The organism is Geodermatophilus sp. URMC 63, from assembly GCF_053502565.1.
In genome coordinates, this window is the sequence record NZ_CP199956.1 from 4927173 (window position 1) to 4947093 (window position 19921).

Genomic DNA, 19921 nt, shown 5'->3' on the forward strand with positions numbered 1-19921 from the left:
GCTGCCGCGCAGCGCCGGCTGACCGGGCCCGGCACCGAGCGGCACGAGATCATCCGCATCCGCCCCGCGTGACCCGGGACCGGGTCACGCGGGGCGAGGGCCTCAGCCCACGACGAAGTTGACCAGCCGCCCCGGGACGGCGACCACGCGCCGCACGGTCCTCCCGTCGAGCTGCGCGGCCACCTTCTCGTCGGCCCGGGCCGCCGCCTCCAGGGCCACGGCGTCGGCGTCGGCCGGCACGGTCACCTGCGCGCGCACCTTGCCGTTGACCTGGACGGCGACCTGCACGGTGTCCTCGACCAGCCACCGCTCGTCGGCCACCGGGAACGGCGCCCACGCCACCGAGGAGTCGTGCCCCAGCCGCGCCCACAGCTCCTCGCCGACGTGCGGGGCCAGCGGCGCCACCATCAGCACCAGGGGCTCGACGACCGACCGCGGCACCGGCGAGTCGGCGCCGTAGGCGGCGGTCAGCGCGTTGGTCAGCTCGGTGACCCGGGCGATGGCGATGTTGAACCGCAGCGTCGCCATGCCGTCGCGCACCCCGGCGATGGCCCGGTGCAGGGCCCGCAGCGTGTCCTCGTCCGGCGCCGAGTCGTCGGCCCGCACCGCACCGGTCTCCTCGTCGACGACGACCCGCCAGATGCGCTGCAGCAGCCGCTGTGAGCCGACGACGGCCTTGGTGTCCCACGGTCGCGACTGCTCCAGCGGGCCGGTCGACATCTCGTACACCCGGAACGTGTCGGCGCCGTAGGCCCCGATCATCTCGTCGGGCGTGACCATGTTCTTCAGGCTCTTGCCGATCTTCCCGTACTCGCGGGTGACCGGCCTGCCCTCGTACAGGAACCGCCCGTCCTCCTCGACCACGTCGGCGGCGGGCACGTAGAAGCCGCGCTCGTCGGTGTAGGCGTAGGCGGAGATGTAGCCCTGGTTGACCAGCCGGCGGAAGGGCTCCTCGCTGGAGACGTAGCCCAGGTCGTGCAGCACCTTGTGCCAGAAGCGGGCGTACAGCAGGTGCAGCACCGCGTGCTCCATGCCGCCGACGTAGAGGTCGACGCCGCCGACGTCACCCGGCGAGCGCGGGCCCAGCCAGTAGCGCTCCAGCTCCGGGTCGACCATCTGCGCGTCGTCGCCGGGGTCCAGGTAGCGCAGGTAGTACCAGCACGAGCCCGCCCAGTTGGGCATCGTGTTGGTCTCGCGGCGGTAGGTCCGCACGCCGTCGCCCAGGTCCAGCTCGACCGTCGTCCACTCGGTGACCCGGGACAGCGGCGGTTCGGGCGCGGACTCGGCGTCGTCGTCGGCGAAGGTCTTCGGCGAGTAGTCGTCGACCTCGGGCAGCAGCACCGGCAGCAGCGACTCCGGCACCGCCCGCGGCAGGCCGGCGTCGTCCCCGTCGGCGGCGTAGACGATCGGGAACGGCTCGCCCCAGTACCGCTGCCGGCTGAACAGCCAGTCGCGCAGCTTGTAGGTGGTCGTCGCCTCGCCGTGGCCGTGCCCCACCAGCCAGTCGGTGATGGTCGTGATGGCGGCCGTCTTGTCCAGGCCGTTCAGCGAGACCTCGCCGTTCGCCGAGTTGATCATCTCGCCGGCGCCGGTGTACGCCCCGCCGTCCCAGTCCTCGGGCGGCTGCACCGTGCGGACGACGGGCAGCCCGAAGACCTCGGCGAACTCCCAGTCGCGGGTGTCCTCACCGGGTACCGCCATGATCGCGCCGGTGCCGTAGCCGGTCAGCACGTAGTCGGCGATGAAGACCGGCAGCTCGCGGCCGTCGACCGGGTTGACGGCGGTGACGCCCAGCCAGACGCCGGTCTTCTCGCGGCCGGCGTCCTGGCGGTCGAGCTCCGAGCGCCGCGACGCCTGCCGCTGGTACTCGCGCACCGCCTCGCCCGGGGTGGCCGCGCCGCCGGTCCACCGCGGGTCGGCGCCGGACGGCCAGGAGGGTGCGGTCAGCGCCTCGACCAGCGGGTGCTCGGGCGCCAGCACCACGTAGGTGGCGCCGAACAGCGTGTCGGGGCGGGTGGTGAAGACCTCGATCGTCTCGGAGCCGGCCGGGAAGCGGATGCGCGCACCGGTGGAGCGGCCGATCCAGTTGCGCTGCATCTGCTTGACCGAGTCCGACCAGTCCAGCCGGTCCAGGTCGGCCAGCAGCCGCTCGGCGTAGGCGGTGATCCGCATCATCCACTGGTTGAGCGGGCGCCGGAACACCGGGAAGTTGCCGCGCTCGGACCGGCCGTCGGGCGTGACCTCCTCGTTGGACAGCACGGTGCCCAGGCCCGGGCACCAGTTGACCGGCGCCTCGTGCCGGTAGGCCAGCCGGTGGGCGTCCACGATCTGGCGCTTCTCGACCGCCGACAGCTCCGCCCACGGGCGGCCCGAGGGGTTGGTGCCCGGTGCCGGCTGCCGGGTGCCGGCGTCCAGCTCGGCGACCAGCTCCTCGACGGGGCGGGCGCGACCGGCCTGCTCGTCGAACCAGGCGCCGAAGATCTTCAGGAAGATCCACTGGGTCCACCGGTAGTAGCCGGGGTCGATCGTGGCGAAGGTCCGGCGCTCGTCGTGGTCGACGCCCAGCCGCCGCAGCTGCGCGCGGATGGCGGCGATGTTGGCCTCGGTGGTGATCCGCGGGTGCTGCCCGGTCTGGACGGCGTACTGCTCGGCGGGCAGGCCGAAGGCGTCGTAGCCCATGGGGTGCAGCACGTTGTCGCCGTCCATGCGGCGGAACCGACTGGTGACGTCGGTGCCCAGGTAGCCCAGCGGGTGGCCGACGTGCAGGCCCGCACCCGAGGGGTACGGGAACATGTCCATGATGAAGGACTTCGGCCGGTCGGCGACCCGCTCGAAGCCCGCCGACAGCCGACCGGTCGGGTTGGGCGTGTGGAACGTGCCCTCCCGCTCCCAGCGGTCCTGCCACGCCAGCTCGATCCGCTGCGCGAGCGCCGGCGTGTAGCGGTGCGGCGGGACGCCCTCGTCGGCCGGGTCGGTGGTGGGCCGGCTCACCGTCTGGCTCATGGTGGGGATCTCCTCGCGGGTCGTGCGGCGGGCAGAAAAAAACCCCTCACGCAGGAGGGGTCGCCGTGCTGGTCCGATGGGTCAGATCAGCACGGCCGGCGAAGGAGCAGCTGCCCGATCACGCGCGCGAGCCTACTCCCGGCCCGGCGCGGGACGCGCGCGGATACGGGGTCGTGCCGGTTCCCGCTCCGGCGGCGTCTGCCCCCCGGGGGTGATGTCCCCGGCCGCTCCGCTCCACCCGCGGTCCGCGGCCGCCGAGGAAGAGCGTGTGCGATCGATCCAGCCCCGCGTGGGCAGCCGCCGGGTCTCCCGGTGGACGCTCGTCCTGACCGGGGTGGTCCTGGCGCTGTTCACCACGGGGATCGGGCCCCGCCCCGACGGCGAGGCCTGGGCGCTGGCCTACGACCTGGTCCTGTACAACGCCGTCTACCTCGGTGCCGGTGTGACGTGCGTCCTCGCCGCGCGCAGGAACCGCGCCGAGCGCCTCGCGTGGGCGTGCCTGGCGCTCGCCCTGGCACTGTCCGTCGCCGGCAACCTCGCCTGGACGCTCCTCCTCGGGGACCTGGCCGAGCCGCCCTACCCCTCGGTGGCCGACGCCTGCTGGATCGCGTACTTCCTGCCGCTCTACGTCGCGCTCGTCGGGCTCATCCGGACCCGGGTCGGCCGCTTCCACGCCAGCATGTGGCTCGACGGCGGGATAGGCGCCCTGGGCGCCACCGCCGTGGCCATCGCCCTCCTGCTGGAGCCGGCGCTGCGGCTGACCGAGGGCAGCCCCGCCGCGGTCGTGACCAACCTGGCCTACCCGGTCGCCGACGTGGTGCTGCTGGCGCTGCTCGTGGCCGTGTCGGCCATCCTGGGAGTGCGCCGCGACCCGGCGCTGCTGCTGCTGGGCGGCGGCATCGTCGCCAACCTGGCCGGCGACGTCGTCTACCTCGACCTGGCGACCACCGGCCACTACGTCGAGGGCGGGCCGCTGGACCTCAGCTGGCTGCTCGGCGTGCTGCTCATGGGCGTGGCGGCCCACCGCAGCGACCGCGCCACCCCGGCCGAGCGCGAGGCCGAGAGCCGGGTCGGCTGGCGGGTGCTCGCCGTCCCCATGGTGTGCAACCTGGCCAGCCTCGCCGTCCTGGGGCTGGGCTGGGGTGACTCCATGTCGCCGTGGGCGGCGTGGTGCGCGATCGGCTGCGTCCTGGTCGGCGTCGCGCGGACCACCTTCACCTTCCGCGAGGTGCGGGCCCTCAACGAGGTCCGGCTGGAGGCGCGCACCGACGAGCTCACCGGCCTGCCCAACCGCCGCGCCCTGCTCGAGGCCGCCCGCGTCGTCGTCGCCGAGGCCACCACGGCACGCCCGGCGGCCCTCCTGCTGCTCGACCTCGACGGCTTCAAGGAGGTCAACGACAGCCTCGGCCACGGCGCCGGCGACGAGCTGCTCTGCCAGGTCGGCCCGCGGCTGGCTCCGGCGCTGCGGCCCGGTGACCTCCTCGCCCGCCTCGGCGGTGACGAGTTCGCCGTCCTGCTGCCCGCGACCGACCTGGAGACCGCCGCGGACCGGGCCGGGGTCGTCGAGGACCTGCTGCGCCGGCCCTTCCCCGTCGGGGGCATCCGGCTGCACGTCGGCGTCAGCATCGGCGTCTCGACCGCCCCGATCCCCGCCGACGACGTGCAGGAGCTGCTGCGCTGCGCCGACGTGGCCATGTACGCGGCCAAGACCGAGCGCAGCGGCGTGCAGGTGTACGTCCCCGACCCGGGCAGCGGCTCCGTGGACCGGCTGCGGACGATGGAGGAGCTGCGCACCGCCCTGACCGAGGGCGAGCTCGACGTCCACCTGCAGCCGCAGGTGGCGATGGACGACGGCCGGGTGGTCGGCTGCGAGGCGCTGGTGCGCTGGAATCACCCCACCCGCGGGCTGCTGAGCCCCGCCGTCGTGCTGCCGGCCGCCGAGCAGGCCGGGCTGCTGCGCCCGCTGACCGACGCCGTGCTCGAGCGCTCCCTCGACGCGGTGGCGCAGTGGTGGGAGGAGCACGGGGTGCCGATCTCGGTGAACCTCGCCGCGGCCAACGTCGCCGACCTCGACCTGCCGACGAAGGTGGCCGCGGAGCTGGACCGGCGGGGCCTGCCGCCGGCGGCGCTGACCCTGGAGCTGGTCGAGGACACCCTCATGTCCGACCCCGAGCGTGGCCGGACGGTGCTCGGCCAGCTGCGCCGGCTGGGCGTGCGGACGTCGATCGACGACTACGGCACCGGCTACAGCTCGCTGGCCTACCTGCGCCACCTGCCCGCCGACGAGCTCAAGCTCGACCGCAGCCTCACCGCCGACGTCGACACCGACGAGCGCGCCGCGGCGATCGTGCGGCACACGGCGGCCCTGGCCCACGACCTGGGCCTGAGCCTGGTCGCCGAGGGGGTGGAGGACCTCGCCACCGGCCGTCGGCTGGCCGACCTCGGCTGCGACGTCGCCCAGGGGTACGCCATCGCCCGGCCCATGCCGCTGGCGGCCTTCCTGCGCTGGCTGGCCGGCGAGCGCAGCGAGCAGGTGCAGCCGGCCGTCTGACGCGGCACCGCGCGACCACTCGCGGGCGGCGCCGGACGCCGTCCCCGGGGGTGTGCCGGTCGGCGGGACCGGGCAGGATGGCTCGCGTCGATCAACCCGGAGGTGCATCCCGTGTTCCGCACACAGTCCCGAAGCGAGGTCATCGGGGCCGAGCTCCAGGAGGGGCTCAGCCACCTCGGCGTCGCCGTCACCGAGGCCGGCCTGGCCGCCGCGGAGCAGCTCGCACCACGCGTCGAGGCCGCCTGGGACGTGGCCGGCCCGGTGCTGGAGTCCGCCCGCGAGGTGGTCGCCCCGAAGGTGGCCGCCGCCGTCGCCGTCGCCGCCCCGGCCGTCGAGGCCGCCCGCGAGGCGCTGACCCCGCGGGTCGAGGCCGCCTGGGACGCGGCCGGCCCGGTGCTGGAGCTCGCCCGGGAGCGGGTCGACACCGCCGTCGAGGTGCTGACCCCGCGCCTGGAGGCCGCCCGCGAGGCGGCCGGCCCGGCCCTCAGCTCGACGCTGGCCGCCGCCGGTGCCGCGGCCGCCAGGACCGCCGCCGACCTGGCGCCGCACGTGACGGCCGTCCAGGCCGCCACGCGCCGGGCACTGGCCGACGAGGTCGCCCCCCGCGTGCTCGCCGCCCGCGAGGCGGTCGGGCCCGCGCTGGCCGACGCCCGCGGCTCCCTGGCCGCCGGCGTCGGGACGGCGCTGATCCAGCTGGGGCGGCGCCGCGCCGAGCTCGCGGCGGGCACGGCGAAGGCCACCGCCGACGTCCGCGAGATGGTGGTGCGGCAGCAGGCCCGGCTGGGTAGGGAGGCGGCACGGACCACCAGGACCGTCCGGCGCCGGGCCCACGTCGAGCCCGAGCCGCGCCGCTGGCCGTGGCTGGTGGCGATCGTCGCCGCCCTCGCCGCGGCGACGGTGCTCATGCGCCGGAAGAGGGAGGACCCGTGGACGCCGGCCCCGGCCGGTGACGGGCCCGTGCCCAGCTACCGAGAGGACCCCGTGCCCAGCTCCCCGAGCAACGACCAGTCCGGCAAGACCGTCTCCGACGCGCAGTTCGTCGCCGGCGACTCGGCACCCGCCGAGTCCGACATGGGCATCCGCGACGCCCAGAACGTCGCCGGTGACGCCGGCGCCGGCGAGACCGACCCCACGCAGACCGCACCCGAGCCGTTCACCAGTGGCGGCAACGCGCAGGAGGGCCCGACCGCCGGCCCCGCGGCCGGCCAGGCCTGAGGTCGTCCGAGAACTGCCTCACACCGCCCCCGCCGCCCCTCCGGGCAGCGGGGGCGGTGCGCGTCCGGGAGTACCGTGGTCGATCATGAGCGAGACGGTGGCCCCGACCCCCTCCTCGGACCCCACGATCGCGCCGGCCGGCCGCAAGCTGCTGCGCCTGGAGGTCCGCAACAGCCAGGTCCCGATCGAGCGCAAGCCGGAGTGGATCAAGACCCGGCTCAGGACCGGCCCGGAGTACACCGAGCTGAAGTCGCTGGTGCGCCGCGAGGGCCTGCACACCGTCTGCGAGGAGGCCGGCTGCCCCAACATCTACGAGTGCTGGGAGGACCGGGAGGCCACCTTCCTCATCGGCGGTGACCAGTGCACCCGGCGCTGCGACTTCTGCCAGATCGACACCGGCAAGCCCGCCGACTTCGACGCCGACGAGCCCCGCCGGGTCGCCGAGAGCGTGGCCACGATGCAGCTGCGCTACGCCACCGTCACCGGGGTCGCCCGCGACGACCTGCCCGACGGCGGCGCGTGGCTCTACGCCGAGACGGTGCGCCAGATCCACGCCGCCGTCCCCGGCTGCGGCGTCGAGCTGCTCATCCCCGACTTCAACGCCGACCCCGCCCAGCTGGCCGAGGTCTTCTCCTCCCGGCCCGAGGTGCTCGCGCACAACGTCGAGACCGTGCCGCGGATCTTCAAGCGGATCCGGCCCGGCTTCCGGTTCGAGCGGTCGCTGGCGGTCATCACCGCCGCCCGCGAGGCCGGGCTGGTCACCAAGTCCAACCTGATCCTGGGCATGGGCGAGGAGCCGCACGAGGTCGTCGAGACGATGCAGGCCCTGCACGAGGCCGGGTGCGACCTGCTGACCATCACCCAGTACCTGCGGCCCTCGCCGCGGCACCACCCCGTCGTCCGCTGGGTCAAGCCCGAGGAGTTCGTCGGCTTCCAGGCCCGGGCCGAGGAGATCGGCTTCCCCGGTGTGCTCGCCGGGCCGCTGGTCCGCAGCTCCTACCGGGCCGGCCGGCTCTACCAGCAGGCAGTCGAGGCCCGCGGGCTGACCCGCTCGAACTGAGGACGTCGCGGCCGGTCCACCGGGACCGGCCGCGCGCGCCCCTATCCTGGGGGCATGGCACGCAGCAAGCCCACAGACTCCCCCGCGCCCGCCGGCAAGGCAGGGCGCGGCCCCGCTGCGGGGCGCGGCCGGTCCTCGGGCGCTGCCGCCGGGGCCACGGCCGCCTCCGGAAAGGGCCGGGCCGACAAGGGCAAGGGCCGGGCCGGCAAGGACGGCGAGCCCAAGGTCGGCCGGCTCAAGAAGGTCGGCAACCAGGTCCGCATGATCAAGCAGGCGTACTCGCTGACGCAGAAGAACGACCCGAAGCTCCCCTGGCTGATGCTCATCGCCTTCGTGGCGGTGGCCGGCGTCGTCGAGCTCGTGGCCGTCCTCCTCGGCTCCCCGTTCCTGTTCCTGCCGATCGCGATCGTCCTGGGCGTCCTGGCCGCCATGATCGTCTTCGGCCGCCGGGCGCAGGGCTCGGCCTACCGGCAGGTCGAGGGCCAGCCCGGAGCGGCGGCCTGGGTCCTCGAGGGCATGCGCGGCGACTGGCGGGTGAGCGCGGGCGTCGCCGGCACGACCCAGCTCGACGCCGTGCACCGGGTGCTCGGCCGGCCCGGGGTCGTCCTCGTCGGCGAGGGCTCCCCCACCCGCGTCCGGAGCCTGATCGCGCAGGAGAAGAAGAAGATCGCCCGCGTCGTGGGCGACACCCCGATCTACGACCTCGTCGTCGGCGACGAGGAGGGGCAGGTGCCCCTGCGCAAGCTCAGCACCCACGTGATGAAGCTGCCGCGCAACCTGTCCGCCGCCGAGGTCAACACCCTCGGCCGCCGCATGTCCGCGCTCGGCGGCCCCCGGATGCCCGTCCCCGGCGGCCCGATGCCCGGAGGCCGGCAGATGACGGTCAGCGCCCGGCAGGTCCGCCGCCGCTGAGGCAGGACCACCCCGCCCCCCACCGCGCGCTCGCGGCAGGGGGCGGGGCGGCCGGCATCCCAGGGGCCCGGGTCAGGCGACGTCGCGGCGGGTCACCACCGCCAGCGTCACGACGGCGAACCCGACCAGGTAGGCGGCCAGCCAGCCGGCCGACGCCGGCCCGCTGAGCACGTCGAGCACTCCCGGCGTGCCCTGCGCGGCTCCGCCCTGGGCGCGGCTCAGCGCGCCCACCAGCGAGCCCGCGGCCGTGCCCGGCAGGTGGTCGGTGACCACCGTCAGCCCGTCGAGCACCCCGCCCACGCCACGCAGCAGGGTCTCGACCACCAGCGCCCAGACCAGGCCCAGCCCCACGCCCAGCGCCGGGCTGCGGGTGAGGACGCCGACGAGCACCCCGGCCATGGCCCACGTGCCCAGCACGAGCAGCCCGGTGCCCACGGCCTGCGCCCAGTCCCCCACCGAGGGCAGGTCCACCGGCTGCCCCTCCACGGTCGCGACGAGGACGGACGCGCCCAGGTCGACCGCCGCGGTCACGAGCACCAGCCCGGTGACGACGACGGCGAGCGCGGTCAGGGTGCCGCCGATCACGGCACCGCGGCCCGGTCCCTGGGTGAGCACCGTCTTCCAGGTGCCCCAGCCGTAGCCGCTGCCGACCGCGAGCGCACCCAGCACCAGGACCAGCGCGCCGCCGAACACCGGCATCCCCTGCACCAGCGTCACCGGCGCGGCCGGCGGCAGCAGCCCGGGCAGCAGCGCACTGCCCACCGGTGCGCCGGGGGGCGCACCCGGCCCGGGGGCCGAGCCGTTGCGGTAGGCGATCCAGTCGAAGACGTAGCCGAACGTCACGTTGAGGGCCACCCACACCCCCAGCAGCACCCACATCGCCGGCCACCGCCGCAGCCGCAGCAGCTCGGCGCGCGTGCTCGCTCCCAGCGCGCTCATCGCACTCCCTCCAGGTCCGTCGCGGGGACGCCGGAGCTGCCGGTCAGCTCCAGGAAGACCTCCTCCAGGGACCGCTCGACGCTGCGGACCTCCCGCACGTCGACGTCCTCGGCGACCAGCGCCCGCACCAGCGCCGGCACCGGCGTCGCGCCGTCCAGCCGCAGCGCGCGGCCGTCGTCGACCACGGTGACGGCGTCGTCGCCGGCCACGCGCAGCGCGACGGCCAGGGCCCGGTCCAGCGGGTCGGCCCGCAGGACGACGGCGGCACCCCCGCGCAGCTCGGCCACGGTGCTCTCGGCCAGCAGCCGGCCGTCGGCCAGGACCCCGACCCGGTCGCAGATCTCCTGCACCTCGGTCAGCAGGTGGCTGGAGAGCACCACGGTCTGCCCGCCGCGGGCGACGTCGACGACGAGGGCGCGCATGTCGGCCATGCCCGCCGGATCCAGGCCGTTGGTGGGCTCGTCGAGGACGAGCAGCTCCGGCTCGCCCAGCAGGGCCGCGGCGACGCCGAGGCGCTGCTTCATGCCCAGCGAGTAGGAGCGGAAGCGGTCCCGGCCGCGGCGGGTGAGGTCGACCCGCTCCAGCGCCGCGTCGACGGCGCTCTCGCCCAGCTGCCGGTAGCGGGCCACCACCCGCAGGTTGTCCCGGCCGGAGAGGTAGGGGTAGAAGCCCGGGCCCTCGACGAGGGCGCCGGTCCCGGACGCGGCGGCGCGGCTGCCCGGCGCCGCGCCCAGGACGGTGGCCCGCCCACCACTGGGCCGCACCAGGCCGAGCAGCATGCGCAGCGTCGTCGTCTTGCCCGCGCCGTTGGGGCCGAGGAAGCCGTACACCTCGCCCCGCCGCACGGTCAGGCTCACGGAGTCGACGGCGGTCCGCGCCCCGTAGCGCTTGGTCAGGCGGTCGGTGACCACCACGGTGTCGTCCATGCCCGCCAGCCTGGCGACCGGCCGGCTCGCGCGCGTCGGCCCAGGAGCGGCTCTCGCGCGTACGCAGATCTGCGTACGCCGGGCGCCGTGCCGCGGGGGACGACGCGCCGGGCTGCGCCGACCTATCGTCGCCGCGTGCCCACCGCGCCCGCGCTCCGCCCGGGGTGGCACGACCTCGTGCCCGCCCTGCCGCTGCTGGTGCTCGGGCTGGCCGCGTCCGGCGAGGCCGCGGAGGACCAGCCGTGGCTGCGGGTGCCGGACGCGGAGGCCCACGTCTACGTGGCCGTGGCGGCGCTGGCGCTGCTGCTGCGCCGGCGCGCGCCGCGGCTGGTTCTCGTGGTCTGCGGGCTGGCCGTCTCGGCCTACCTCGCCCGGGGCTTCGCGTTCGGGCCGGTCCTGCTGACCGGGCCCGTGGCGGCCTGGGCGGTGGCGACCCGGCTGTCCTGGCGGGAGGCGCTGGCCTGGGTCACCGGCCTGGCCCTGGTCCCCGCCGCGGCGGCGGCCCCGGCGTTCTACGGGGGCCGGGGCGGCTGGCTGGCGCACCTCGCCTGGAGCACCGGGTGGGCTGCCGTGGTCGGCGGGGTGGCCGCCGTCGGTGCCGCGCTGCAGGTGCGCCGCCGCTCGGAGGAGGGGGTCCGCGCGGAGCAGGCCCGGCGCGCCGTCTCCGAGGAGCGCCTGCACATGGCGCAGGACGTGCACGACGGTGTCGGTCACGCGCTGGCGGTCGTCGCCCTGCACGCCGGGGTGGCCAAGCACGTCCTCGACCGCGACCCGGAGCGGGTCCGGGAGCTGCTCACCAGCATCCAGGCGACCAGCCGCGAGGCGCTCGACGGGCTGCGGGCCGACCTCGACCGGTGGCGCTCGGAGGACGCCGGCAGCCGCCGGCCGGTGCCGGGCCTGGCCGACCTCCCGCACCTGCTCGACCGGATGCGCGCCGGCGGCCTGGTGCTCACCGCCGACGTCGAGCCCTGCGACGGGGTCCCGGAGGAGGTCGGCGCGGTCGCCTACCGGGTCGTGCAGGAGTCGCTGACCAACGTGCTGCGGCACGCGGGCGGCGCGCCGGCGCACGTCCGGGTCGCCTGCAGTGGGGCGGCGCTGACCGTCGAGGTGGGCGATCGCGGCAGCGGCGTCGCCGTCCCGGTGCCGGCGACGGGCAGCGGGATCGAGGGGATGCGCCGGCGTGCGGCGTCGGTGGGCGGCTCGCTGACGGCGGGGCCGGTGCCCGGGGGCGGGTTCGCCGTCCGGGCCGAGCTGCCGCTGGCCGCCGCGGCTCCCCGGACGGCGGTCGCCGTCCCGGAGGTCCGGCCGTGATCCGGGTGGTCGTGGTCGACGACCAGGCGCTGGTGCGCATGGGCCTGCGGGTGCTGCTCGACAGCGAGCCGGACACCGAGGTCGTCGGTGAGGCGGCCAACGGCGCGGCCGGTCTCGACCTGGTGCGGGCCACGGTGCCCGACGTGGTCCTGATGGACGTCCGGATGCCCGGTGTCGACGGGCTGACCGCGCTGCGCCGGATCACCGCCGACCCGGCGCTGGCCGCCGTCCGCGTCGTCGTCCTCACCACGTTCGGCCTGGACGAGTACGTGTTCGAGGCGCTGGCCGCCGGCGCGAGCGGCTTCGTCCTCAAGGACGGCGACCCCGACGAGCTGCTGCGGGCGGTGCGGGTGGTGGCCGACGGCGGCTCGCTGCTGTCGCCCGCGGTCACCCGCCGGGTGATCGAGCAGTTCGCGGCGGCGCCGGCGGCCCGCTCGGCGCCGCACCCGGGGATCGCCGAGCTGACCGAGCGGGAGCGGGAGATCGTCGCCTGGGTGGCCACCGGCCGGTCCAACGACGAGATCGCCGAGGAGCTGGTGGTGAGCCCGGCGACGGTGCGCACCCACGTCAGCCGGGCGATGCTCAAGCTGCACGCCCGGGACCGCGCACAGCTGGTGGTGTTCGCGATCCGGTCCGGCCTGCAGGTCGGCCCCTGACCGTCCCGGGAGGGGCGGCCGGGATCAGGGGACCTGATCATGCGGTGTCCTCCCTCACGTCCCACCGTGAGGGAGGACGCTCGACGATCAGGTCACCTGATCGTCGCGGGCCCGGCGGAGGCCGTCAGAGGCGGGTGAGGGGTTCGGCGTAGCGGAAGGTGCCGCGCTGCTCGGGGCCGGCCAGCCGGCGGGCCTGGAAGTGCGCGTCCCACGCGGGGTCGGGCGGGGCGACGCCGAGGTCGGTGGACCGGACGAAGCCGAACCGCCCGTAGTAGCCGGGTGCCCCGAGCAGCGCGACGAGGCCCTCGCCGGCCGCCTCGGCCGCGGCGAGCAGCGCGTGCACCAGCACGGTGCCCACGCCCCGGCCCTGGGACCCCGGCCGGACACCGAGCGGGCCGAGCCCGAGCGCCGCGGCGCCCAGCGGCTCGATCCACCCGCGGGTCGCGATCACGTGCCCGACGACGTCCCCGCCGTCCGCGGCCACGAGGGACAGGTGCGGCAGGAAGCCCGCGTCCGCGCGCAGCTCGTCGAGCAGCCGGGCCTCGACGTCCGTGGGGAACGCCGCCGCGTGCAGCTCCCGCACCGCCGCGTGGTCGAGTGGGTGCTCGCGGCGGACGATCACCTGTCGCGGACGACGGCGGTGTCGGTGACCCGGTCGTGCAGGCCGCGGCCGTCGGCGTCGACCACCAGCGCCGGCACGAGCAGCATCAGCAGCCCGGTGCGGACGACGGCGCGCCACAGCGCCAGCCGCTGGGCCGGGCGCGGGTGGGCCAGCCGCAGGCCGAGCAGGCGCATGCCCGGGGTCTGCCCGGCGGCGACCAGGAAGAGCACGTAGACCGCGGCGAAGGACAGCAGGCTCCAGTTGCCCGGCAGGCTCGGCGCGGTGAACAGCCCGGCGACCACCGCCGAGAGGAACGCGTCGACGACGAAGGCCAGGACCCGGGTGCCGAAGGGCGCCAGCGAGCCGGGCCCGTCGGACGGCAGGCCCAGGGAGGCGCCCCGCCGGCGCTCCTGAGAGGGTTGCTGCGCGTCCCCGACCACGTGCACCAGCGTAGGACCCACCGGCAGCCGAACCGCCGGGCCGAGGAGACACCGACCGGCGCCGACACGCCGGACGGCGTTGTTACCGCCCTGAAACAGACGGGACACGGCAGGGCAACTCCTCGCTCGTAGCTTGGCCGGTGGCTGTCCGCCCACTCCCGGAGGATCGATGTTCACCAGTCCCGACGAGGTCGCCGCCTACATCCGCGACAACGACGTCGAGTTCGTCGACGTGCGCTTCTGCGACCTGCCCGGCGTCATGCAGCACTTCACGATCCCCGCGTCGACGTTCGGCGAGGACACGTTCTCCGACGGTCTGGGCTTCGACGGCTCGTCGATCCGCGGCTTCCAGGCCATCAACGAGTCGGACATGCTGCTGCTGCCCGACGCCAACAGCGCCTTCGTGGACCCGTTCCGCAAGCACAAGACGCTCAACGTGAACTTCTTCATCCACGACCCGATCACGCGGGAGGCCTACAGCCGCGACCCGCGGAACGTGGCGAAGAAGGCCGAGGCCTACCTGGCCAGCAGCGGCATCGCCGACACCGCCTACTTCGGCCCCGAGGCGGAGTTCTACGTCTTCGACTCGATCCGTTACGACACCAGGATCAACGAGGGCTACTTCCACATCGACTCGGTCGAGGGCTCCTGGAACTCCGGCTCCCCCACCGGCGAGAACGGGCTCGGCCCCAACCGCGGCTACAAGGCGCGGATGAAGGGCGGCTACTTCCCGGTCGAGCCCTACGACCAGCAGAGCGACCTGCGGGCCGACATGATGAAGAACCTCATCGGGGTCGGGCTGGAGCTCGAGCGCGGTCACCACGAGGTGGGTACCGGCGGCCAGGCCGAGATCAACTACAGGTTCGACACGCTGCTGCGGTCGGCCGACAGCCTGATGCTGTTCAAGTACGTCATCAAGAACACCGCCTGGGCGCACGGCAAGACCGCGACCTTCATGCCCAAGCCGCTGTTCGGCGACAACGGCTCGGGCATGCACTGCCACCAGAGCCTCTGGCGCGACGGCGAGCCGCTGTTCCACGCCGAGACCGGCTACGCGGGGCTGTCCGACACCGCCCGCCACTACATCGGCGGCCTGCTGGCCCACGCCCCGTCGCTGCTGGCCTTCACCAACCCGACGGTGAACAGCTACCACCGCCTGGTGCCCGGCTACGAGGCCCCGATCAACCTCGTCTACTCCGCCCGCAACCGCTCCGCCTGCTGCCGCATCCCGATCTCCGGCGACAGCCCCAAGGCCAAGCGCATCGAGTTCCGCGTGCCCGACCCGTCGGCCAACCCCTACCTCGCCTTCTCGGCGATGCTCATGGCCGGCCTCGACGGCATCAAGAACAAGATCGAGCCGCCGGCGCCGGTGGACAAGGACCTCTACGAGCTGCCGCCGGAGGAGGCCCTGGGCATCGAGAAGGTCCCGGCCTCGCTGGACGCCGTCCTCGACCGGCTCGAGGTCGACCACGAGTACCTCATCGACGGCGGGGTCTTCACCCCCGACCTGATCGAGACGTGGATCGAGTACAAGCGGGAGTTCGAGATCGACCCGATCCGCTTGCGCCCGCACCCGCACGAGTTCGCGATGTACTACGACATCTGATGTCAACCAGCGGGCTGACTTGCAGTTCTGTCTGCAGGTCAGCCCGCTCGGTCCCCAACCAGTCCCCACGAGAGGCGAGCACCCCGCCGACGGCGGCCCACGCGGACTCGTCGCTGTCGGGCCACTGGTGCCCGTAGGTGTCGAGCGGCGTCTTGGCCGAGCCGTACCTGAGGCGGTGCTGCACGGCCTTGGTGCTGCACGACCTCGACGTCGAGGCCGCTGCCGATGAGCAGGCTGGCCAGGTGGTGCCGCAGATCGAGGGAGCGGAACGCAGCGGGCAGCCCGGCGACCTGTGGCCGAGCCGAGCGGATCGCCCGCTCGATGGCCCACGTCGAGGTCTGCCGGCCCGCGCCGGCAGTGACGACGTGGTCGCCGCCCCACCGAGTCACGGCAGCCGACGACACCGCGGCCGGCTCCTGTCGGGCCGGTGCCGAAATGGCGCCAGTACCGGAGGGGGGCGACCGGGCGCGCAGCAGCTGGGCGGCTTCGGGGATGGTGAGCAGCTCGGACGGTGGCTCGGCGGCGTGTCACGGCCGGGGGTCCGGTCGGGCATGGCGGCCTCCGGGGCTCGGCGGGCACGGGCGGGGTGCGACCTGAAGAAGGCGCGATTCCGTGGCCATCGGTGACAGCCCACAGCCGACTTCTCCGGTCAGGCTCCTGTCCTCCTCCGGTTGCGCTCCCGTCGCCGGTGGCCCAAGAGGTGAGAGCGCCTGAGGTCTTCGCTCGGCGCCGGGCCGGAGCTGGGTGATGGCGTCCGGTACGAGCCCGGCTCCGGTGGTGGCGCGCCGTAGGTCGGCAGGCTCCGGTTCCCCTCCAGTCCCCTTCCGCGCGGCGCGGTGGCGGCCCCGTGAGGGGCGGCCCGCTCACCGCCCCAGGCTCGAGGCGGCACCAGGCGTGACCCGAGGCCCGTGGCGCTCGGACTCGGGTCGTGGGACACCCGACCGGTCGCTGGCCGCCCCCGGTGTGACAGCTGGACGCTGGGGATGCCCGGTGTCGCGGCCTGCGTGCCAGGCGTCACGGGCTGCGGTGAACCGGCCGGGCGGCTGACCCAGCAGGGCCGGTTCACCGGCGAGTCGGGCGATGCGAGCCTGTGCGCCAGCAGGCTCGTGCTGTGCAGTGGCGACGTGGCGCTCGAGATCGACAGCAGCCTGCCGGACCGGGTGCCCAGGCGATCGGTCCGAGCGGGTCGAGCCGTTCCTGGAGCCGGCGCCCCGGCGTAGATCTTCAAGTCACCGTGCATTCATCAACGCCACCCGACAATGACCAACACGTCACCCCGAGAAGCGGCAGTGGGCTCCACCAAGCGGGGCCCGGACTACCGCTGTGCGTAGCACGCGTGCCGTTCTTGAGTGAATGAGGTTTTCTCACCTGGTTCCGCGGTCGAGTGAGGTCAGGACGAGTGCGGCGGCAGCGATTGCACTGATGCGCTGAGGGCAGACGGTGACGCGGTCAAGGGCGCGCCACCGGCCGAGCAGAGCGTTGCTGCGTTCGGTGGGTGCCCGCAGCGCGGTGATCAGCCGGTTGTAGCAGCGGTTGTCGATGTGCAGCGGCCCGTCGGGATGGTGACGAACCGGGACGTGCACGCCGACGCCGGCACCGGTGTAGCCCTTGTCCGCCAGTACCGGCAGGCGTCTGGCCGCGTGCGGGTACAGCGTCGGAAGCACCAGCTCGCGGGCGGCGGTCAGGTCGTGGGTGGAGCCGGGACGGACTGCGGAGACCCACAGCGGAAAGCCGGTCGGGTCGGCGAGGACCTGCACGCTGCCGCCGAAGGCGTGGTGCTTGCCCGAGTACCACAGGTGATGACCCCGCTCGGCGCGGGCGGCCACCCGGTCGGTGGGCACCAGCGTGCCGTCCAGGCAGACAAAGGGCAGGTCCGCGGCGTGAGCGCGCGCCAGTACGGCCTCCAGGTCGGGCGCCTGCGCGGCGATGACCTCGAGCGCCTCGTGCAGATAGCGGTAGGCGGTGGCGATGCTCAGCCCGGCCTCCCTGGCCAGCGTGCGCAGATCCAGCCGGTGGCGCAGCCACCGCAGGACGAGCACGACCTGGGCGTGCACCGTGCCGGCCCGCTGCGCCGGCCGCGCACCGGGGCGGCGGCGGTGCTGGGCGATCCAGCCGGTCACGGCCTTCAACACCGCGGCGGACACGTCCAGGCTGGCACGATGAGACACAGCGGGCTCCCGGGGAAGACGGGGATCGACCTTTGGCGAGACGATCTTCACCCCGAGAGCCCGCGCGCTCTTCTGCAACCCTGGCTGCGACCAGCAGCAACGCCTATCAGGCCGCCAAATCTGGTGAGAAAACCTCAATGCTCGACGTTCTTGAGTGAATGCTCGAAGGGCAGCGGCAAGCGTTGGACGTTACGGGCAGGAAGTCGCCGTAGGGTGTCATCTCGTTGGTCGTTCACGGCGATCGTCGACTGCAACCAGGATGCCGTCTCGGCCCACTCGTGCATCCGCCGCCAGCAGGTCCAACCCGGCCCACAGCCCAACTCGGTCGGCAGCTCGGCCCAGCCGATGCCGGTGGAGAGCACGAACCCGATCCCCTGGAGCACGTCCCGATCCGAGGTCCGTGGTCACCCGGTGCGGCCGTGCACGGCCGGTTTGCGCAGTGGGATCAGCGGCTCGACCAGCGCCCACAGTTCGTCGCTGATCAGCCGCGGCGGGGAAGACGCCCGCAACGACATGTGCCGCAGCCTGCGCCGACGCCTCATGAGCGGACGGAGCCCGAGCACCCACTACCGCAACGTCGTCCAAGCTGCTGGCCGACTTCTTCGCCGGCACCGGACTCGACGTCGGATCGTCTCTGATGACCCCCGCCCCTGATCGTCTCTAGTCCGTCTTGCTGAACAGCCAGGCGGCGACGGCGAGGAGTAGGCCGCCCATCCCGCCGACGATCACCACGTCGAGCCAGACGGGGACCGTCCACGAACCCCAGTGCAGCGCGACCGCGGCGCCCGAGCCGGCGTCGACGTAGTGCAGGACCAGCCTGCGGACGGCGTCGACGCCGTAGGTTATCGGATTGACCAGGGCGAGGCCGTGCAGCCAGGCCGGCAGGGCGCTGCTGACCGGGAAGAAGGCCCCCGACAGGAACATCAGCGGCGCGAGCAGCAGCTGCACCCGCGGCATCACGGTCTGGATCTGTTCTACTCGCACCGCGATCACCAGGCCCAGCGCCGTGAGCGTGAACGCGACGACGAAGAGCAGCGCGATCGAGCCGACGATCATCAGCGGCGCGTACGGGACGCCGACCAGGCCGGCCAGCGCCAGCAGCACGACCGACTGCGCCGTCGCCACCGTCGCGCCACCCAGCGCCTTGCCCAGCACGATGCTGGTGCGGCTGATCGGCGCGACCATCATCTCGCGCAGGAAGCCGAGCTCCCGGTCCCAGACGATCGAGATCGCCGAGAAGACCGCGGTGAACATGACCGAGGTGGCCAGCACGCCCGGAAAGAGGAACGTCGAGTAATCCGCGCCGCCGAAGCCGCCCCCGCCGATGCTCGCGCCCAGGCCTTTGCCCAGCACGAAGAGGAACAGCAGCGGCTGCACGAACGAGGAGATGATCCGCCCGCGGTCGGTGCGGAACCGCAGGATGTCGCGGTACCAGACCACCTTCACCGCGCGGAGCTCGTGCCGCAGGCCGCGGCCGGCGAGCTGGACCGGAGCGATCGTCGTGGTCATCGCCCGCCTCCGGGGAACAGCCGGTTGCCCCGTCCGGGGGCGGCGGCCTGCCGGTCGGCCATCCGGGCGCCGGTGTAGGCCAGGAACACGTCGTCGAGCGTCGGCCGAGCCACGCTGACCGAGCGCACGGTGAGCCCGAACTCGAACAGCCGGGGCACGAACTCCTCGCCGTCCGGGGTGAGGACGACGAGCGCGCCGCTTTCCCGCGTGGTCTCCACGCCCAGCCGCTCGCGGAGGAGCGCCTCGGCGGCGTCGTCGTCGATGGTGGCCACTCGCACCCGGTCGTGCCCCACGCTCGCCTTGAGCGCGGACGGGGTGTCCAGTGCCCCGATCCGGCCGGCGTCGACGATGGCGATGCGGTCGCAGCGCTCGGCCTCGTCCATGTAGTGCGTGGTCAGGAAGACGGTGATGTCCTCCTCGGCGCGCAGCCGGTCGACGTAGCGCCACAGCGAGGCGCGCGACTCCGGGTCCAGCCCGATCGTCGGCTCGTCGAGGAACAGCACGCGCGGGGAGTGCAGCAGGCCGCGGGCGATCTCCAGCCGGCGCTTCATGCCGCCGGAGAAGGTGCGCACCTTGGAGTCACGCCGATCGGTCAGCCCGACCATCTCGAGGACCGCGTCGATGCGCGGTGCGACGTCCGCCTTCGGCATGCCGTAGATGTCGGCGTGGAAGCGCAGGTTCTGCTCGGCGGTCAGGTAGTCGTCGAGCGTCGTCTCCTGGAAGACCAGCCCGATGTGCCGGCGCACCTCGGTGCGCTCGCGCACCACATCGAAGCCGGCGACCCGCGCACCGCCGGCGGTCGGTCGCAGCAGAGTGCAGAGGATCTTGATGGTGGTGGACTTGCCGGCGCCGTTGGGGCCGAGGAAGCCGAAGAGCTCCCCCGCCCGCACCGACAGGTCGATGCCTCGGACGGCCTCCACCTCACCGAACGTCTTGACCAGGCCGTTCGCCTCGACCGCGGGCGGCCGGTCGGCGAGGGCATCCCGCGCTGGGGTCCCTAACGCTGTTAGAGTCACGCGCACAG

The 19921-nt window shown here is 74.1% G+C and carries 15 protein-coding genes and 1 pseudogene; 7 read left to right on the forward strand and 9 right to left on the reverse strand.

The genetic code is table 11. The features are described 5' to 3' along the window. Positions 1-102: 102 nt before the first annotated feature. Positions 103-3003: a leucine--tRNA ligase gene (leuS, locus tag ACWIZO_RS23930; RefSeq protein WP_448640088.1), complete on the reverse strand. Its 2901-nt coding sequence runs from the start codon at positions 3001-3003 to the stop codon at positions 103-105. A 268-nt stretch (positions 3004-3271) separates the two neighbouring features. Between leuS and ACWIZO_RS23935 the strand changes: the two genes are divergently transcribed. The 4 genes from ACWIZO_RS23935 to ACWIZO_RS23950 all read left to right on the forward strand — a co-directional run bounded on the left by ACWIZO_RS23935 (position 3272) and on the right by ACWIZO_RS23950 (position 8741). After that, complete coding sequence (locus ACWIZO_RS23935) at positions 3272-5554, forward strand: putative bifunctional diguanylate cyclase/phosphodiesterase (protein ID WP_448640089.1); 2283 nt, start codon at positions 3272-3274, stop codon at positions 5552-5554. A 111-nt stretch (positions 5555-5665) separates the two neighbouring features. After that, positions 5666-6769: a hypothetical protein gene (locus ACWIZO_RS23940; RefSeq protein ID WP_448640090.1), complete on the forward strand. Its 1104-nt coding sequence runs from the start codon at positions 5666-5668 to the stop codon at positions 6767-6769. An 85-nt stretch (positions 6770-6854) separates the two neighbouring features. After that, positions 6855-7829, forward strand: a complete 975-nt coding sequence (gene lipA / locus ACWIZO_RS23945) for a lipoyl synthase (protein WP_448640091.1) — start codon at positions 6855-6857, stop codon at positions 7827-7829. A gap of 54 nt (positions 7830-7883) precedes the next feature. Beyond that, the gene (locus ACWIZO_RS23950; protein ID WP_448640092.1) at positions 7884-8741 is read left to right on the forward strand and encodes a DUF4191 domain-containing protein; all 858 of its coding nucleotides are present in this window, start codon (positions 7884-7886) and stop codon (positions 8739-8741) included. A 72-nt stretch (positions 8742-8813) separates the two neighbouring features. Here ACWIZO_RS23950 and ACWIZO_RS23955 read toward each other — a convergent pair whose 3' ends face one another. Together ACWIZO_RS23955 and ACWIZO_RS23960 are read right to left on the reverse strand one after the other, a co-directional pair. Beyond that, positions 8814-9680 carry an ABC transporter permease gene (locus ACWIZO_RS23955; protein ID WP_448640093.1) on the reverse strand — a complete coding sequence of 289 codons (867 nt, stop codon included), beginning with the start codon at positions 9678-9680 and terminating at the stop codon, positions 8814-8816. Then, entirely contained in the window at positions 9677-10606 is a 930-nt protein-coding gene (locus ACWIZO_RS23960) for an ATP-binding cassette domain-containing protein (RefSeq protein WP_448640094.1), read from the reverse strand. The genes ACWIZO_RS23955 and ACWIZO_RS23960 overlap by 4 nt, the downstream gene beginning before the upstream one ends. Before the next feature lie 135 nt (positions 10607-10741). Here ACWIZO_RS23960 and ACWIZO_RS23965 point away from each other — a divergent pair, with 135 nt between their 5' ends. Together ACWIZO_RS23965 and ACWIZO_RS23970 are read left to right on the forward strand one after the other, a co-directional pair. Next, positions 10742-11917: a sensor histidine kinase gene (locus ACWIZO_RS23965; RefSeq protein WP_448640095.1), complete on the forward strand. Its 1176-nt coding sequence runs from the start codon at positions 10742-10744 to the stop codon at positions 11915-11917. Then, entirely contained in the window at positions 11914-12573 is a 660-nt protein-coding gene (locus ACWIZO_RS23970) for a response regulator transcription factor (RefSeq protein WP_448640096.1), read from the forward strand. The genes ACWIZO_RS23965 and ACWIZO_RS23970 overlap by 4 nt, the downstream gene beginning before the upstream one ends. A gap of 124 nt (positions 12574-12697) precedes the next feature. On the opposite strand, the gene ACWIZO_RS23975 is transcribed toward ACWIZO_RS23970, so the two are convergent. Both ACWIZO_RS23975 and ACWIZO_RS23980 read right to left on the reverse strand, forming a co-directional pair. Further along, entirely contained in the window at positions 12698-13195 is a 498-nt protein-coding gene (locus tag ACWIZO_RS23975) for a GNAT family N-acetyltransferase (protein WP_448640097.1), read from the reverse strand. Then, the gene (locus tag ACWIZO_RS23980; RefSeq protein ID WP_446761339.1) at positions 13192-13614 is read right to left on the reverse strand and encodes an RDD family protein; all 423 of its coding nucleotides are present in this window, start codon (positions 13612-13614) and stop codon (positions 13192-13194) included. Before ACWIZO_RS23980 ends, ACWIZO_RS23975 begins: the two co-directional genes overlap by 4 nt. A 169-nt stretch (positions 13615-13783) precedes the next feature. On the opposite strand from ACWIZO_RS23980, the gene glnA reads away from it, so the two are divergent. Beyond that, a complete protein-coding gene (gene glnA, locus ACWIZO_RS23985; protein WP_448640098.1) occupies positions 13784-15220 on the forward strand; it encodes a type I glutamate--ammonia ligase in 1437 nt (478 codons plus the stop codon). 1364 nt (positions 15221-16584) lie between these two features. On the opposite strand, the gene ACWIZO_RS23990 is transcribed toward glnA, so the two are convergent. The 4 genes and pseudogenes from ACWIZO_RS23990 to ACWIZO_RS24005 all read right to left on the reverse strand — a co-directional run bounded on the left by ACWIZO_RS23990 (position 16585) and on the right by ACWIZO_RS24005 (position 19919). Continuing rightward, entirely contained in the window at positions 16585-17388 is an 804-nt protein-coding gene (locus ACWIZO_RS23990) for a transposase family protein (protein WP_448640099.1), read from the reverse strand. Positions 17389-17612: 224 nt separating this feature from the next. Further along, a pseudogene (locus ACWIZO_RS23995) lies at positions 17613-17903 on the reverse strand (transposase); the annotation flags it as partial. A gap of 145 nt (positions 17904-18048) precedes the next feature. Further along, complete coding sequence (locus ACWIZO_RS24000; protein WP_448640100.1) at positions 18049-18897, reverse strand: ABC transporter permease; 849 nt, start codon at positions 18895-18897, stop codon at positions 18049-18051. Next, on the reverse strand, positions 18894-19919 hold the full coding sequence (locus ACWIZO_RS24005) for an ATP-binding cassette domain-containing protein (protein WP_448640101.1): 1026 nt from the start codon (positions 19917-19919) through the stop codon (positions 18894-18896). The genes ACWIZO_RS24000 and ACWIZO_RS24005 overlap by 4 nt, the downstream gene beginning before the upstream one ends. Between the last annotated feature and the right edge of the window lie 2 nt (positions 19920-19921).